General features: G+C 56.6%; 11 protein-coding genes. 1 reads left to right on the top strand and 10 read right to left on the bottom strand.

What is annotated here, in order from left to right:
• Positions 1-24 precede the first annotated feature (24 nt).
• From ACK8P7_RS06935 to ACK8P7_RS06890, 10 genes are all read right to left on the bottom strand, one after another.
• On the bottom strand, positions 25-930 hold the full coding sequence (locus tag ACK8P7_RS06935; RefSeq protein WP_410043492.1) for a precorrin-3B C(17)-methyltransferase: 906 nt from the start codon (positions 928-930) through the stop codon (positions 25-27).
• Between the two features lie 14 nt (positions 931-944).
• Positions 945-2,384 carry a TIGR02679 domain-containing protein gene (locus ACK8P7_RS06930; RefSeq protein ID WP_410043491.1) on the bottom strand — a complete coding sequence of 480 codons (1,440 nt, stop codon included), beginning with the start codon at positions 2,382-2,384 and terminating at the stop codon, positions 945-947.
• Complete coding sequence (locus tag ACK8P7_RS06925; RefSeq protein ID WP_410043490.1) at positions 2,374-6,606, bottom strand: TIGR02680 family protein; 4,233 nt, start codon at positions 6,604-6,606, stop codon at positions 2,374-2,376. The genes ACK8P7_RS06930 and ACK8P7_RS06925 overlap by 11 nt, the downstream gene beginning before the upstream one ends.
• A gap of 108 nt (positions 6,607-6,714) precedes the next feature.
• Positions 6,715-7,830 (bottom strand): TIGR02678 family protein, encoded by a 1,116-nt coding sequence (locus ACK8P7_RS06920; RefSeq protein ID WP_410043489.1) that lies wholly within the window; start codon positions 7,828-7,830, stop codon positions 6,715-6,717.
• A 2-nt stretch (positions 7,831-7,832) separates the two neighbouring features.
• Positions 7,833-9,314, bottom strand: a complete 1,482-nt coding sequence (locus ACK8P7_RS06915; RefSeq protein WP_410043488.1) for a TIGR02677 family protein — start codon at positions 9,312-9,314, stop codon at positions 7,833-7,835.
• 58 nt (positions 9,315-9,372) lie between these two features.
• Positions 9,373-9,684 (bottom strand): hypothetical protein, encoded by a 312-nt coding sequence (locus tag ACK8P7_RS06910; protein WP_410043487.1) that lies wholly within the window; start codon positions 9,682-9,684, stop codon positions 9,373-9,375.
• Positions 9,684-10,403, bottom strand: coding sequence for an AAA family ATPase (locus ACK8P7_RS06905; protein WP_410043486.1), 720 nt, complete (start codon positions 10,401-10,403; stop codon positions 9,684-9,686). Before ACK8P7_RS06905 ends, ACK8P7_RS06910 begins: the two co-directional genes overlap by 1 nt.
• A 235-nt stretch (positions 10,404-10,638) precedes the next feature.
• Positions 10,639-12,033, bottom strand: a complete 1,395-nt coding sequence (locus ACK8P7_RS06900) for a cobalt-precorrin 5A hydrolase (protein ID WP_410043485.1) — start codon at positions 12,031-12,033, stop codon at positions 10,639-10,641.
• A 119-nt stretch (positions 12,034-12,152) separates the two neighbouring features.
• Positions 12,153-12,947: a precorrin-4 C(11)-methyltransferase gene (cobM, locus tag ACK8P7_RS06895; RefSeq protein WP_410043484.1), complete on the bottom strand. Its 795-nt coding sequence runs from the start codon at positions 12,945-12,947 to the stop codon at positions 12,153-12,155.
• 322 nt (positions 12,948-13,269) lie between these two features.
• Positions 13,270-14,058 carry a ZIP family metal transporter gene (locus ACK8P7_RS06890; protein WP_410043483.1) on the bottom strand — a complete coding sequence of 263 codons (789 nt, stop codon included), beginning with the start codon at positions 14,056-14,058 and terminating at the stop codon, positions 13,270-13,272.
• Positions 14,059-14,941: 883 nt separating this feature from the next.
• On the opposite strand from ACK8P7_RS06890, the gene ACK8P7_RS06885 reads away from it, so the two are divergent.
• Positions 14,942-15,946: an SGNH/GDSL hydrolase family protein gene (locus tag ACK8P7_RS06885; protein WP_410043482.1), complete on the top strand. Its 1,005-nt coding sequence runs from the start codon at positions 14,942-14,944 to the stop codon at positions 15,944-15,946.
• Positions 15,947-15,950 lie beyond the last annotated feature (4 nt).

The following is a 15,950-nucleotide window of genomic DNA, read 5'->3' as shown; positions in this document are numbered from 1 at the left end:
TTTGATACTACACTTATGCTTCAGCTAAGCATCCAAAACGCGCTTCCGCTCATACCCGCGCGGGGTCACCATCCGCGGGCCGTCCGGCGTCTCGATGACGCGCGTCTCGCTGTTCCCGACGAAAATCGTGCTCAGCATGTCGATTTCCGGCTGTACTTCAGCGGCACTGTCTGCGGTCGCATCCTTTGCCGAGGCGCAGCCACCGCCGACATTCGCATTTTCTACCGCATCACCACACTCTCCAACCGTTACCGCAGCCGTCCCACCACTCGCGAGCCCGGCGAGCTCGTTCAGCAGGAAGATCCGGCTCTTCTGTCCGTCGCGGCCAATGTTTCGGACGTACGCACATACCCGGTCTTCCGGGAGCGTCTCCGAGAGGATCGCGCATGCCCGCTGGTACTGCGCCAGCCGCGTCCGGCTGACCGGATTATACAAGACGATGACGAAGTCTGCTTCTGCGGCGGCCTTCAGCCGCTGCTCGATCTTCGCCCACGGCGTCAGCAGATCCGACAGACTGATGACGCAGAAATCATGTCCCACCGGCGCACCCAGCACCGCACTGCCGCTCAGCACCGCACTGAGTCCCGGCACCGTCACGACCTGCACGCCCCGGTACGCATCCTCCTCGGACAGCGTATAGAGCAACCCCGCCATACCATACACCGCACTGTCACCAGACGACACAACCGCGACATTCTGCCCCTCGTGCGCCAGCCTCAGCGCTTCACGGCAGCGCGCCTCCTCGGCATGCATGCCCGACACCAAAAACCGCTTCTCCGGAAACTGCGCCTCGAGAAGCTTCACATAGGTCTGGTAGCCGACGATCACATCGACCCCCGCCAGCACCTCCCGTGCCTCTATCGTCTCATAGCACTCATCGCCGGGACCGAACCCGACCGCATATACCGTTCCGCTATTCTCTCTACTCATCACGCAATCCCCCATCAAGTGTTTTCCTCTGAAAGATACATCTGCAGGATGTTCTCCTGGTATCCGGCGACGCCCTGCTTCCGAATCAGCACCGCTGTCGTCTTCAGCAGCGAATCCTGCAAATGGTCGAGCATCTTCATCCGCCGGGCTTCGATCGGTTTTCGGGATTGTGCCGAACGATAGTCCGCTTCCGACATATGCCAGAAGACGCACTGCCCCGGCAACAGGCTCTGCTGCACCTTCTCTGCGATGCAGAGCCCCTCCGGGTCGAAATCACCAGCATAGTATACGCGGGTTCCGGCGGCACGAAGAAGCCTGAGGATCAGCCAGGCACTTAGCCGTGGCTGTCCATTCATGCACATGAGCGAGCGCGTGCGTCCGAAGCGCTCGCAGAGCACTGCATACACCACCGGATTTTCCACGATCCAGAGGGTATTATCCCGACAGCGAAGCTGCGCCCACCCAGTGATTACCGAGAGCGGTACATTCACCGGTGCGCCATCGGCAGCGAATCCTGCCATGCCAGCATGGACCAGTCCATCTCGTCCGATGGCTTCCACACCACAAAGCATCGCATAATTCGATACATCATCGAGCAGGATGCCGGCAGACAGGTACCTTGCCTGCCGCCGAAGCGACGGAATACTGTTCATCTCATCAGCTTCGACTCCCCGCTGTATCTCAAGCCACTGAAGTAAAAGCTGAAGAAGATGTGCATCGCGCGTTCCCGGATCCAGGCGATGCGGGTCTCCGAAAAGCACTGCTGCAAAGACTGGAAGATACTGATAACGCTTCTCTACACAAAGCCGATTCAGAATCTCCAGTGCCCGCACCAGTATATGCAAATCTTCTGTGAGTGCGCATAAAAGCTTGTTTTCCACCAGCTCCTGCCGTCCACTCATCAGCTGCCGGTAAAGCGCCGTCACCGCTTCTTCGGATGTGCATGTATGCGCAGTATTGTCAATCGCTCCGATGCTGGGCACATCCTCAGACGATATCGCAGGTTCTTCTTTCTCCGCCACCGCTCGCAGTTCATGCAGCAGCTGCCTCGACGCTTCACAGTCCGCATACGCTTCCTGCTGACCGATTGCTGCTTTCCAGCAGCGTGCGATGCACGCCTTTCGCCGGCTCTCTTCCTCCCGCTTTCCAGAAAGCGGTGCTCCTGCAAAGGCCTCCAGAATTTCTTCCGGCGACAGTTCTACGAAGCGGGTATGCTCAAGCGCCCGCCGGAAGGCCTGCGCAGAAATCGTCGCCGTTTTCTGATTATGATAGCTCCGCGCGAAGAAGCCCTCCAGCGCCTCCCGCTCATCCTCGCTTCGAATGTTCAGTCGGGCACTGCCACAGAAGCAGCCATAGGAGCGATACTTCTCGCAGAACTTAGAGAGCAGCCGCTCAAACACCGGCATGCTACGAAAGTACGCAAGGCACGCTTCCCGAAGTTCATCATTTTTCAAGTCGTTTACTCTCCTCTTCCATCTCTGCTGCATCCTCCATCAGCACACGAACATTTCCATTCCAAAGGAAGGAAAGCGCCGTGACGAACTTTGCATTGTTCGGGCGCACGAGCTCATAGATCGCCAGTGCATCGAGGGTATCCGCATCACCCCAGAGCACCTGGGAATTGATGATGAAATCGAAGTCGAACTCCCGCATGAGACGGAACATATCCCGGATATTTCGGTTATCGACGCCAGCGAAGGCCTCATCGAGGGATACGATCTGCGGCGCATCCGGACGGGCACCCCGATACTTCGCGGTCACCGCCGAGAACAGCGGAACATACATGGACATCGCCTTCTCACCACCAGAGAAGGTTCCGAATACCGAGTTCGTCAGCTCCTTCTGCCGCTCGCCCGGCTTCTCACAGAAGAGCTGGAACTCAAACCACTTCCGGTAGTCCAGCGCGTCCTGCATCACCTGATAGAAGGAAGCGCTTCCACCGCTGTCCTCCGCGATTCTGCGCGACTCCTCCACCTTCGAACGGAAATGCTGGCTGAGGCGTGCCGCCTCTTCCTCCTTCATGGAGCGGTAGTCCTTTCGCAGGAGCTCCACGAGCTCGGCGGTATCCAGCTGGGATTCACTCTCCGCTGTCTTACTGCGCCAGCGAAGTCGAAGCTTGAGACCGCTGGAGGTATTCATACACTCCATCTGCCGGTTCATGTTTTCGACCCAGCTCTGCGCACTGTTGATGCGGCTTCGAATCTTCCGACTCATCGTGTTCGACAGGATATCCTCGAACAGCTCCCGATCCGTCTGCTTAATCAGCTGACGCAGGCTCTCGAGCTCCTCATCGAGGATACCCGACAGCTTCTGGAACGGAATCCGACTGCCACGATAGCGCGCCTGGTAATCCAGTCGCTGTACCGGTGTTGAAAGCAACGTCTCCTGCGGACGCTTCTTCCAAAGCTCTGCAAACTGCTCGAAGGAGCTGATCTGATAATCGACCAGATAGCCGTTGCACTCAAAGTATACCTGCTGCACCTTCGTCTTCAGCGACTCGAGCTCCTCCGCAGACTTTCGGAGCTCGGCCACCGTCTCCTGCGCACTCTTGATATACACCACAGTTTTCTTTTCTTCTGCTTGCGCCAAATCCGCCACAGCATTATACGCTTCCGTGCCCACGCTATCCGATGTCGCACTTCCGCGCTCTTCCACACGCCTTTCGTCTGCCACGACCTCCTCTACCGGAAATACATAGCCAAGCTTATACTCCTCGATGTAAACCTCCTCCGCATATGTCTTTTCCGCTTCCAGCAGGATACGTGCCGCCGACAGGTTCTCGATTTTCTCCTTCGTATTCCGACATTCCGTTTCCTTCCGGCCCCGTTCGTTCTCACAGTTGCCGCGCGTCTCATCATAGTGCGCGAGCCACACGATACAGGTATCCAGTCGCTCCTGAATCGCCGCATAATCCGTGAGTGCAAGCTGCTTCTCGATAGACGCCCTGCGGTTCTCCGCATCGCGGATATCCTTTTCGAGGATGCCCTGGTCATAGCGAAGCTGCTCGAGATCGGCCTCGATGCTGTCGAGCTGATCCTGCTTCTGCCGGAGTGCTGCGACCTGATCGAGATACGATGCATGGGTAGGCACCAGTACACGGAGACCGCTCTGATATTCCATCGCCGCCTGCGAAGCCTGCACAAACACCTCCAGGCTGTTCCGGAGATACAGCCGTTCTGCAATCTTCGCCGCCTCGGTTCGATCCTCCTGCAGCGCCTGGATGAGCGCATGCACCTCTGCATCGAGCGCCTGCTTTTGCTTATTCTGAAGATCCAGCCACTTCTCCGCCTCTTCGCAGATATTGAGTGCATCCTTCAGCGCCTTTTCCTTCGGGAAGCCCTTATACTCTTCCTCGAGGCGCCCGATCCGATTCTGGAACTGCGCTGCTTCTTCCGAAAGTCTGGCGTTTTCTGCTTCCAGCTCGGTGATGCGCTCCTTTAACACACGAATCTTCTCTGCACGGTTCCGCTCTCTGGCCTGCGTGCCGATAAATCCGGCATGGTACTCCCCGCTGATCGTACCGGCCAGCACGCCGTTTCGCCAGCTGCCATTCGCGGAAATCACGGTCTCCGCATTGTCCTCCATCGAGATATGGCTGAGAATATCGGTCATCTCCATGTTCAGGAACACAGTGTTGACGCTATCGTTCAGGGTCAGCATATCGAGTGCGGTTTTTCCGAGAATCTTCCCTGCATTTTTGCGTACGAAAATATAGCGATCGCAGGCACCCGGGTCCAGCCGCAGTACCTCCTCCCGATAGTTCTCTTCAATCACCAGCGCATCCAGCAGCCCCATCTCGAGCATCGCCTCTTCGATGCGATTCCGCGTCTCGTCATCGAGCGAATCCGCGAATTCGAGCGTCTTATAAAACGCATGATACGGGATGCCGCGCTTCGTCAGTCGACGACGGTTTTCCAGCACCGCTTCACTCCGCTCCGGCTCCGGCTCACGTTCGTTCTCCCACTCGCGAAGCTCTGCCTCGCAGCCCGTCTTCTCTTCGACCAACATCCGGCTTTCCCGCTTTCGGGCTTCCAGTTCTTCCTTCAGGTGAATCCCCAGGTCCTGGAGCTGAAGGTCTACCGGACGCTTCGCCTGCGCATAATCCGCGCCTTCATCATAGCTGTCTGCGAAACGGCAGAGCCCCTGCAGTACCTCCTCCGGCAGCTTCAGCTCCTGGTTCTCGCCATGCCAGATATAAAGAGCTTCCTTCCAGCTGCTCTCTGCTTCCGTGAGCGCCGCCTCTGCCTCACGCAGCTTCCGCTCAGCGCGGTCCGCGTTATCCTGCTGCCGGGCGAGCCCGTCCCGCTTCTCGCAGAGCTTCTCTTCCCCCTTCGCGAGGCGCTGCTGCACCACGAGACCTTCCTGTATGCCCTGCTTCGTTTTCTGAAACTCCGCCTCATAGGTTTTAAAGGAAAATGCCTCGTCGATTCCCTTTGTGAGCTCATCCTTGAGGAAGCTCTGCGCCTGATAGTTCATGTACTCTGCCTGCGCAGACATATTCTCGAGGCAGTTACCGATCTCTGCGCGCTTCGTCGCTTTTTTCTCATCCAGCTGCTGAAGCTGTGCCCGGCACGCACGCTCATCATCCTGCTTCTTTTCGATCCGCGCTTCCTTCTTCGCGTGATTCTCTTGAAGCCCGGAGAGCTGTCCGACGAGCCTCTGCTCCTCCTGCTTCAGCTGGTAGGCATCGCTCTTTCCAAGCTCCTCCCGTTCCTTCTCCATCGTCGCCTTCTGTGAGGAGAGCTGCGCCAGCTCGTCGGTTAATGCTGTCAGCCTGGACTCTGCCTCAGAGAGCTTCGTCTGCTCCTCCGAGAGGGCCTGGGTGTTCGCCTTCAGGCGCTTTCCTGCCTGGTCGGCCGCGCTCGCCTTCGCATACAGCATGCTCCGGTTATAGCGATCGAAGACGCGCGCGATATGGTCGACCGCCTTTCGCGCAACCTCCTTGGTCTCCAGCTGAAGTCGGAGGGAATCCATATTCTCGATGGCCTCCGTCATTGGCCGCAGATCCTCCTCGGAGAGCCCCTGCAGCGCAGAGCTCAGGATGTCGTTGATGACGGATGGCTTGAAATCGCGGGACAGCTTCGGCGTACGGAGCTGGATAAGAAGATCAAGCATCTCCCGGTAGGCATCCGTCGTCGCAAAGCCGAAGAGCTGCTGGTTCACGAACTCGATATAATCGGCCTGTCGATCATAGACCCGTCCGCCCTCCGCGAGGCGGTTTTCGAGCTCCTTCCGGGTCAGGGTGAGCTTCTCCGCGCCACTGCGATAGAGCGAAAAATCGACGCCGACGCGCCGACCATCGAGGATACCGAAATACCACTTGTCCAGTGGCTTTCCACAGCGGGCGCGGATACCCATGCCGATCGTGAAGTAGGCTTCACTCTTTTCACGCTTAAACTCCATATAGAGATAGCCGGTCCGCTCCTCTCGCTCATCGCCCTCCTCCAGGAGATAGCCAGACATCTTACGATCACGGGAACCGAATGGATCCAATCGCTCCGGATTCGCATTACCATCGAGGAGAAGCGGAATCGCACTCTGCATCGTAACGGATTTTCCAGAGCCGTTCGAGCCGCGCAGCAGAAGCCGCCCCTTTGCAAAGCAGAATTCCTGCTCATCGTAATACCAGAAGTTGATGAGGCCGAGCTTATTCGCATGCCATCTGTTTTGTCCCATAATCTATATCCTGTCTTTCTGCGCGGCACCCGGCAGGTGGAACGCGCGATTAAATAATTCCAAATGTTGTAGGCGTGCCGGCAGGGGCCCCGGAGGACCGGCAACGGATTATGCTTCCACATATCGTCCTGCGAGCTTCGCGCAGGACGGCTCCAGGCGGAGCCGTCCGATCTCTGCGTCTCTCGAAAGGAAGGTCCAGAGCATCATCTGTGCCTTCACTTCCTTCAGGAAGTCCCCCTCCGGAAGGTCGCGGTAGACCTTCGAGAAGCGACTCAGATTTTCGCTTCGCACCTCGCGGAGCAGCGCATCGAACTCCGGCTCCTCCAGCACGATGCAGTCCCGGACATCCGTCTTCCAGACCTCACTCTGCACGCGCTTCTGGATGGCGTCCAGCACCAGTAGCAGGATATCCGACATCGTACTGGAGCCCGGGAACGCTTCCCCCAGCCCGCTGTCATCGCTTAAAAGCAGCATGGCGCCACCCTTCGAGATCTCGAGACGAAGCGAAAGCAGGACGCTTAGTTCCTCCCGCATACGGGCACCCTGATTTTTCAGATACTCATAGTCGCCCTCCGCGCCCTCGGAGCGGTACAGCCCCGGTGCAAAGAGCAGTCGTCGGTAGACGCGGTGTCGTCGCACAAGGCCCTTATCCTCATCCACCTCGTACCAGCCGGAGTTCAGGAAATCCTCCAGACCACGATAGTGCATGATGTCCTCTGAAAAGCTGCGCATGTAGTAGAGGGAAACGCCGGTATTTTCATAGAGTACATCCTTCTGCGATTCCACGAAGCTGTCCTCCGAACCATCGGTCCGCTTCAGCATCCCCTGGCTCTCCGCATACTGCAGCACGCGCACCAGCCGCCGACGCTCCTGATAGGATGTCCAATCCACGCCACCACCCGGGAGATTCCCAGCGATGAATTCCGTGAGCTGCGAAAGGATAAACTGATCCTCGGCATGCTCCTCGAGAAACATGAGCAGCATCGAAAAGAACGCATACTCCCGCGGACTTCGGAACTCCTGTATGCCCATAAACGGCTTCGGCACCGCCGGGATCCGCTCGACCTTGATGAGCAGCTGATTTTCGATCATCGGGCAGCCCAGTCGCTCCGTCACAAATTTACGGATCTCCTGCGCATGATCGCGGATCTGATAGTACAACTCCCGATCCTCCGATTTCAGTATCCAGTGCTTCGATAGCAGCGCTTCCAGTTCTTCCTGCATCCTCAGTTCTCCTCTTCAAAAACGATGCGCATTTTCGGCATCTCGAAATCACCGTCCTCGCAGTGAACCACACAGCGTTCACCCCGGCCCGCACTTTCCAGGGTGAACCGCCGTCCATCCTCGGTACGTGCCGCCCGTCCCGGATCCTCCAGCGCATCAGATACCCAGCGAAGCAGTACCTCTCTCAGCTCTCGGGTGAGGCAAGGCAATGCTGAGAAATCGATGCAGCCATCCTGCTCGAGCTCCTGCAGCGCTGCATTTCGTGCTCGCTGCGCCTCCAGAATCTGCTGCCGCATCGCTTTTTTCTCTTCGCTGTGATCCGTGATTGCACTTCGATTGCTCCGCTCTGTGCCCTTCCGGGAGCGGGATTTCAACTGCTTCCGCTCCGGCTCCAGCGCATAGGCGCTCATATTCATGCTCTGGCTGTTCGCCTCCACCTCACTTCGAAGGTGCCGCGGTGTCTCTACACCGAAGATGCATGCACTCAGCTGATGTGCTTCCGCCAGATCCTCGCAGGCGAGAAAGAGCTCCGCCACCTTGCGGTACTCTTCCCGTCGATTCGAGCCCATCGCACTCTTCTCACTCATCTCCATGGCGAAACGTGTGATGCGACGGATGATGTCATTCGTCGCATCGAACAGCTTTCCGGCCTCATTGTCCTCGCCCTCAGAGGTCTGGAACCAGCGGCGGATGCTCTCCAGCTTTCCGCGGTTATTCTCCGCGATGGTCTCCGGTGCCACCTGCTCCATCCGGGGTATCGCGGCTTCGTAAGCATTGACCTTCTCCAGCACCGCCTCACAGAGCGATGGACTGAGGACCTGCAGCAGCTCCTCGATCACGCCGACGTTCCGCTGCAGACTCGTGACGAAGTTCCGAAGATACTCGACGAGCTTATCCTTAAACAGCAGAAACTCCTGTGTATGCATCATCTCTTCCGCACGCACGCTGCTGAGGTCGCGGATGTAATCATGGTAATTCTGATTGAGACGCGTGAAATTCCGCTCGAGATCATCCCAGAAATCATAGGCCTCTGCCGGCTCGGCATCGACCATCTCCGGGAAGCGTTCGATGGCCCGCCGGATACGCTCAAGCAGGGTCGGCTCCAGGGACCCACCCTCGATTTCGAGATGCTCGAGCCGAAGGACTAGACGCTCGATTTCTACGCTGTAGGGCGACATCTGGTAGCGGTAGCGCCGGCTCTGGAACTCCTCGAGGGAGCTCACATGACGCGTGTCCTGCAGTGTTTCGAGATTATGCCAGTTTACGAGGCTCGTGAGATCCTGCTGGCACTGCTCCAGCCGATAATCGCGGAATTCCGGGAATGCCCGCAGCGCATCATACACCTCCTCCTGGTACATCCAGTTGTGAAGCTTCTCCGTATTTTCATAGAAGATACGCATGATGCAGCGATACCGATCCGTATTTTCGGTATTCAGATACTGCACCTCCGGCAGCGGCTTCAGAAGTTTTTCTGTGATCTGCACGCGTTTTGTCCTTTCCGATGGGGCACCCCATCCTCGTTTCTTTATTTAATACAAGTCATTATATCCGCAAGCCTGACAAATAAATGATCGCCTCATGAACATTCGAAAAGGTTTTGCAGTTCTTACATAGCCATTCATTTCTCTCATCTGTATCTTCCACCCCCGGCAAACCTTCCGGCAGAAGATTCTTCATCGTCTTTGCCGCATTCGTTACCGCCGTCGGATAATGCTCTGCAATTTTCTCCGTTGCTTTTTTATCACCCTTCACATATCCAGGCTCGAGTCGTTTAAGTTCTGAAATCATCTGCTCACTCTCTCCTTCACAAAACACCACGATGTACGGTTTTTGTTTTCTGAACTGGCGAGGCATCACTTCACCTCCTCGATGTCAAGGTCCGGAATCGCACCGTACTTTCCCAGCAGGTATCCCTTACGGATATTCTCTGTCGTTCTGGTTCCGAATTCGCTGATGCTGTAAAGCTCTGATGATCCATCCTCATGATTTTTGTCCGCAAAATATATCTGGTCCTTGCGAAGAAGCTCCATATTCAGAAGCTCTGTATTATGCGTTGTGAAAATCAGCTGCGCCCCCTTCGGATTTGTTTCCTTGCTCTGGAATTTTGCGACAATGTAATCAACGAGCAGCGGGTGGAGACCCTTTTCGATTTCATCCGTCAAAAGAACGCCGCCGTTCGCAAGCACAGATTCGATAGCCGGTGCAATCGACATCAACGTTCTGGTGCCATCCGATTCATCCGAAAGATCCAGTGGATAAAGCTGCCCGTTACCATGCTGATCCTTGCCCTGATGCATGGATATAGCCTTTACTTCATTCATCGCGATTTTGGCATCTGCATGCTGGGTTCTCTGCGCATTTTTAATAAACTGAACCGCCAGCCAGAATGCACGGATGACATTACTTTTTCCACCACCATTTTTTCCATAAATCGCGACACCCGGAAGAAGACTGGTTTTACTGTTATACTTGATCAGGGAATTTTTATACATTCCCAGACCGCTCGCCTCCATGGATAAAACCGCCTCGTCACGGAAAGATCTATAATTTTTAAATCGAAATTCAATCAACATCCCGCTCACCTCCACCACCAGTATAAATCCATAGTTCTAACGTTTTTATCACATTTTATGATTTTTATTGCTCAATTTTGAACGTATTAATCGGTTTCTTTCTTCTGTCGGAAGATACAGCTGTAGGATTCCTCTTTAGGTTTCCCTCTTAACTTACGTATATTCTTCGTGACCAGCGTCGTCTTGCACGCACCGGAGGAACCTGCGTATTAGCTTGCGTATATCCTTCGTCCCCCTACGCTTCCACCGCGACGGCAGTCGTCACGCTCCCGTGGATCGTCTTATGCACCAGCACCTCAGCGTGGCCGCTCCGTCCCGCGGCATAGGCCGCCGCCCGCTCGCAGACATTGGCCACCCCCGTCACCGACTGGACGAAGCTGCTGCCCGCGAAGGCCCCCTCCACCGTCCGAAGCTCCTCCGCCGTGTAGGTCACGAACGGCACGCCGCTTTCGTAGCTGTACGCGAGGATCCCCGCCTCCTGCTTCTTCAGGTCGATGCTCGCAAGGGCCACCACCGCGCGTGGGTCAATGCCGGCATCCTCGAGGCAGGTGGCGACTGCCGCTGCGACCTCGGCCTGCGTCACGCCCTTCCGCGCACCCAGACCCACATGAACCCGCTTCGCGATGAGGCGGAGGCCTGTAGCCTGGTTCAGCAGCTTCGTCCGGTAGCTGATCACGATGTCGGCGCGGTCGATCTCCTGCGCCGGGACAAGCTCTGCCTCGTGGCGGGCCGGGCGCTGCACGAGACGCTCCATCGGGATGTCCGAGTAGATCCGCAGCTTCTCGCCGCGAAGAACCTTCGCGCTCACCTCCTTCGCCTTTCGGAGATCCGTAAGGAGGAAGCCGTTTTCCTTTGCGAAGGTATCTACCGCGAAGGCACTCTCCGCGTCCGTCGCCGTCGTGATGATGGGCTCCGCCTCGATCAGCGACGCCGCCGTGCGGGCCAGTGCATTGGCTCCACCCAGGTGACCGCTCAGCAGTGAGATCACGTAGCGCCCCGCCTCGTCGATGACGAGCACCGCCGGATCCACGGCCTTCCCACAGATAAACGGCGCGATCGCACGCACCGCGATGCCCGTCGCCCCCACGAAGATGATGGCGTCGCACGGATGCCTAGTACCGGCGTCTCTAGTCCTTGCATCCATCTCACAGGCACCAGATTTTTCTGATTCGAAGCCATGCTCAAGTCCACCAGCACCGAGGGCGCAGATCTCCGGCTTTTCTTCGAAATCGGACAACGAAACACGCTTTCCGTCTGTATCGTCTGCCGGCTTCGTGAACCACTCCCCGACGATGTCCTGCAGGCTCCGCGGATCGGAAATCGCCGGCAGCGCCTCCGTCTTCGCATGCAGCTCGATACGTGGCGGCTGTGAAACCTCCTTAGACGATCCCCTGTACGACAAATGCAAATCCTCAGAAAGACCTGCGGCCTGTTGCCCTCCGACAGCTGCCCGGGAGACATCCTGATCGACAGCAGGATCTGAACGCCATAAGGCCTGCTGCCCTCCGGCAGCTCTCTGGGAGGCATCCTGATCGACAGCATTGGCTGAACCTAACGTATCCGACGCCGTGATCCAGCGCGTGCGCAGCTGCTCCGCCAGCCGATATCCCTTTTCTGTAAATGCGATCATCTGAATATTCATCGATATCCTCGCTGCTTTCTTCTATACTGAATTCACAAATTCTATACTACGCACGTCACATCGTTCGCATGCTGTTTCCACTCGCTCATAGCACGCACTATCATAGCTTATTTCGACGATGCCGATGTACTCCCCTGTCGAAACGCAGTCGTGAAGCCCGGGTCGTAGAGCTTCGAGGCTTCGTAGATCGTCGCGTCGCAGATGGCGCGGCCGACGATGATGAGCGCTGGCTTGAGACGCCCGGCCTCGTTGCGCGCCTCCGGAGTTTCGAAGGCCTCCGGCAGCTTCGCGAGCGTCGTGCGTACCACGCGCTCGTCCGGCCAGGATGCACGGAATACGACCGCGGTCGGCGTATTCTCCGGATAGCCACCGGCGAGAAGCTCGGTCTTCACCTTGTCCGCGAGGGTTGCCGACAGAAACAGCACCATCGTCGCCTGATGCGCGGCGAGCTTCGCGAGCTGCTCCCGCTCCGGCACCGGCGTCCGCCCCTCTGCACGGGAGATGATCACCGTCTGCGTCACGCCCGGCAGGGTATATTCCGTCTGAAGCGCGGCGGCTGCACCACAGAACGCACTGACGCCGGGACATACATCGTAGTCGATGCTGTGCGCCTTCAGAAAATTCATCTGCTCCCGGATGGCACCGTAGAGCGAGGGGTCACCCGTGTGGAGGCGGGCAACATTGGCCCCCGACTGCGCGGCCTCGAGATACAGCGCGCAGACCTCGTCGAGATTCATATCCTTCGAATCATAGATGCGCGCATCCGGCCGGCACTCCTCGAGCAGCGCCGGATTTACCAGCGAACCCGCGTAGATCACGATCTCCGCCTCGCGGAGAAGCCGCGCGCCCTTCCGTGTGATGAGCTCCGGATCGCCCGGACCCGCCCCGATAAAATGAACCATACTTGCCTCGTTTCTTTATGTGATAGAAGTCATTATATACGTACGTTTGACAAAAAAATGATCAGCTCCTGGGATTTGAGAAAGTTTTCAGTCCCTGCAGCGCCATTTTTCATCATTCATTTTGACACCTGCCATTTTAGCATAAAATGTATACACTTCGTGAAAATATAAAAAAGTATGGTGACAGTGTTACTGTTCACTCGTGGCTCGGCCTCCGGCTGCCGTCCGCCGAGCCGCGCCTTGACTTACCTACGTTTGAACAGTAACGTGACAGTTCAGGCAAGCAGGCAGGGGCCCCGGCGGGGCGGCAACGGTTTTTCCTTCACCCGAGCGCCACGTCCAGCACCATCATCACGCTGAAGCCGGCGGCGAAAAGCAGGGTCCCGACATTCGAGTGGCGGCCCTGCGACATTTCCGGAATCAGCTCCTCCACGACGACATACAGCATGGCACCGGCGGCGAAGCTGAGGAGATACGGAAGCAGCGGAACGATGAGCTGCGCAGCGAGGATCGTCAGCACCGCACCGATCGGCTCCACGACGCCCGACAGCACACCGCCGAGGAAGGCCTGCCGCTTACTCGCCCCCTCCGCGCGAAGCGGCATCGAGATGATCGCCCCCTCCGGGAAGTTCTGAATCGCGATACCGAGCGAGAGCGCCAGCGCACTGGCCGCCGTGATCTGCATGCTCCCCGACAGGAAGCCCGCGTACATCACGCCGACCGCCATGCCCTCCGGGATATTGTGGAGCGTCACCGCCAGCACCATCATCGTCGGCCGCTTCAGCCGCGTCTTCGGTCCCTCCGCCTCACTGCTGCCGACATGCATATGCGGAATCAGGTGATCCAGCACCAGCAGAAACAGCACGCCGATCCAGAAGCCGACGAAGGCCGGCACGAAGGACAGCTTCCCCCAGCCTGCCATCTGCTCGATCGCCGGAATCAGCAGACTCCAGATGGATGCCGCCACCATGACCCCCGCCGCGAAGCCGGCCAGCGCCCGCCGCACCAGCTCCCCCAGCGCCCGCTTCATGAAAAACACACACGCCGCCCCGAGACTCGTCCCCAGAAACGGAATCGCGATACCGATCACTGCATTCATTTCGTTCGTCATTTCTACCCTCCCTTTTATCCATCGGATGTGCTGCGTAGCGCCGCCATCGTCGCACACGCGTATATATCGGATAGGCGCGCGGAAACCGATGTTCACGTTCTGCCATCGTCGCGTATATATATATATATATATATCCTGTCCAGATAGTTAGTTTATATTAACTTTTTGGCAAATGCCACTGTTTTCTACCATTTATCTAATCTGGCCTGATTTTGAAGATATTGGATATGCTTTTTGTCTGGAAGCGTTGGAAGAAACTGGAAATTATCCAATTTTCTAAGATTTCAAAAATACTGGATATCAGACGCTTTATTTCATAAGAGAGCTCTGCTCCCAGGTATCCAGCTTTTAGGAAAAAAGCGATTATTGGATATGCCTTCAACGAAATGCTTCACCGAAGCTCCAAATACATATCCACTTTTTTGAAAAGCAACGGCTATTCGATAGTACGCATATATGCGTATATTTCATTTCACAGAAAACTATCCAATAAGTGTCCTATTTTGAAATCGTAGATATTTTTGCCCCACTCTCAAAAATGATAAAACTTGTTATAAATATCCATTATCTCAAAAACCGACAGCTATTGGATAGTGCCACCGATTTTCATTTATTATGGCCGCGCTGCCCATGAAAAACCCGCTCAACATTACTGTTCAACCGTAGTTAAGTCAAGGAGACGGCAGACGAGTGGAGTGGCTCGGCTGCTGTCCGCCGGGCTACGTCTGAACAGTAGTCGCTGAACATTACGAATCTATGAAGAATTCTGCCTTCACTGGCTTTTCCCCATCGAACTCGCTACAATGAAATCAGTAAATCAATCGAATCCTGCATGCCTTCGAACGCACCTTACTTTTTGAAACCTCAACGAAAGGAGTTTCCCATGACCCACCCGAAAAAATCTCTGAAACGAACCCTTTTCTTCACCTATCTGCTGCTCGCTTCTTTCGCATGTAAGCTCAGCGCCTTCGCCGGTGTCGCCGGGCGTGGCATCGATCCGTCCGTTCTCGAGGCCAATGCCTCCGGCCCAGGCGCACATACCGATGGCGCTTCTGCCTTGCCCGCCACCACCCAGAGTGCCACGTTGACTGCCGGTCAGGTGATAAATCAGACAGGCAGCAGTCCGGCCATGGTAGAAGCGACGGGCGCAACCGCAAATGCATCATCTGATTCCGGCGCGCCGACCGGCATCCCAGAGACGCAGCCGGTGCAGTCACTGCTTCCGCCGACCGAAGAAGAAATCGCGAACTACTTCCAGGGCGCCTACGTCACCGGTGATTCCGTCGCCTACGGCTTCCAGCTCTACGCGAACCGCCAGAAGGGAAGCAGCGCGATCCTTCAGAACCTCGGCTTCCTCACCCGTGGCAGCTTCTCTGCACACAACGCCTTCATGGCCATCTCGAAGAAGTCCGTGCATCCGACCTACCAGGGCGCGCAGCACTTCATCTGGGATTCGCTTCAGATGGTCGGTGCGAAGCATGTCTTCATGTTCTTCGGTCTCAATGACCTGAATATCGGCGGCGTTGACAGCACGGTCGACTACTACGTCCGCCTCATCAACCAGATTCGGGCCGTGAATCCGGACATCGCCTTCACCATCATCAGCACGACCCCGATGTACCAGGGCTCAGAAAAGGGCAAGCTCACCAACGCAAATATCGATGCGCTGAACGCACGCATGCAGGCCCTCTGCACAGAAAACGGCTGGGGCTACCTCGACATCGCCTCTCACCTGAAGGCCGCCAACGGCACCCTCGCCGCGCAGTACTGCTCCGACCACTACGTCCACGAAACCAACGCCGCCTACGCCATCTGGCTCCAGTGCTTCCACGACTACGCACAGGAAAAACTGCTCGCTGAAAAGCTCGACACACAGACGAAGGCCTGAAAAA

Origin of the sequence: Oribacterium sp. P9, assembly GCF_046365365.1 — a bacterium.
Lineage (GTDB): Bacteria > Bacillota > Clostridia > Lachnospirales > Lachnospiraceae > Oribacterium.
This window is presented reverse-complemented; position numbering and strand designations above follow the sequence as displayed.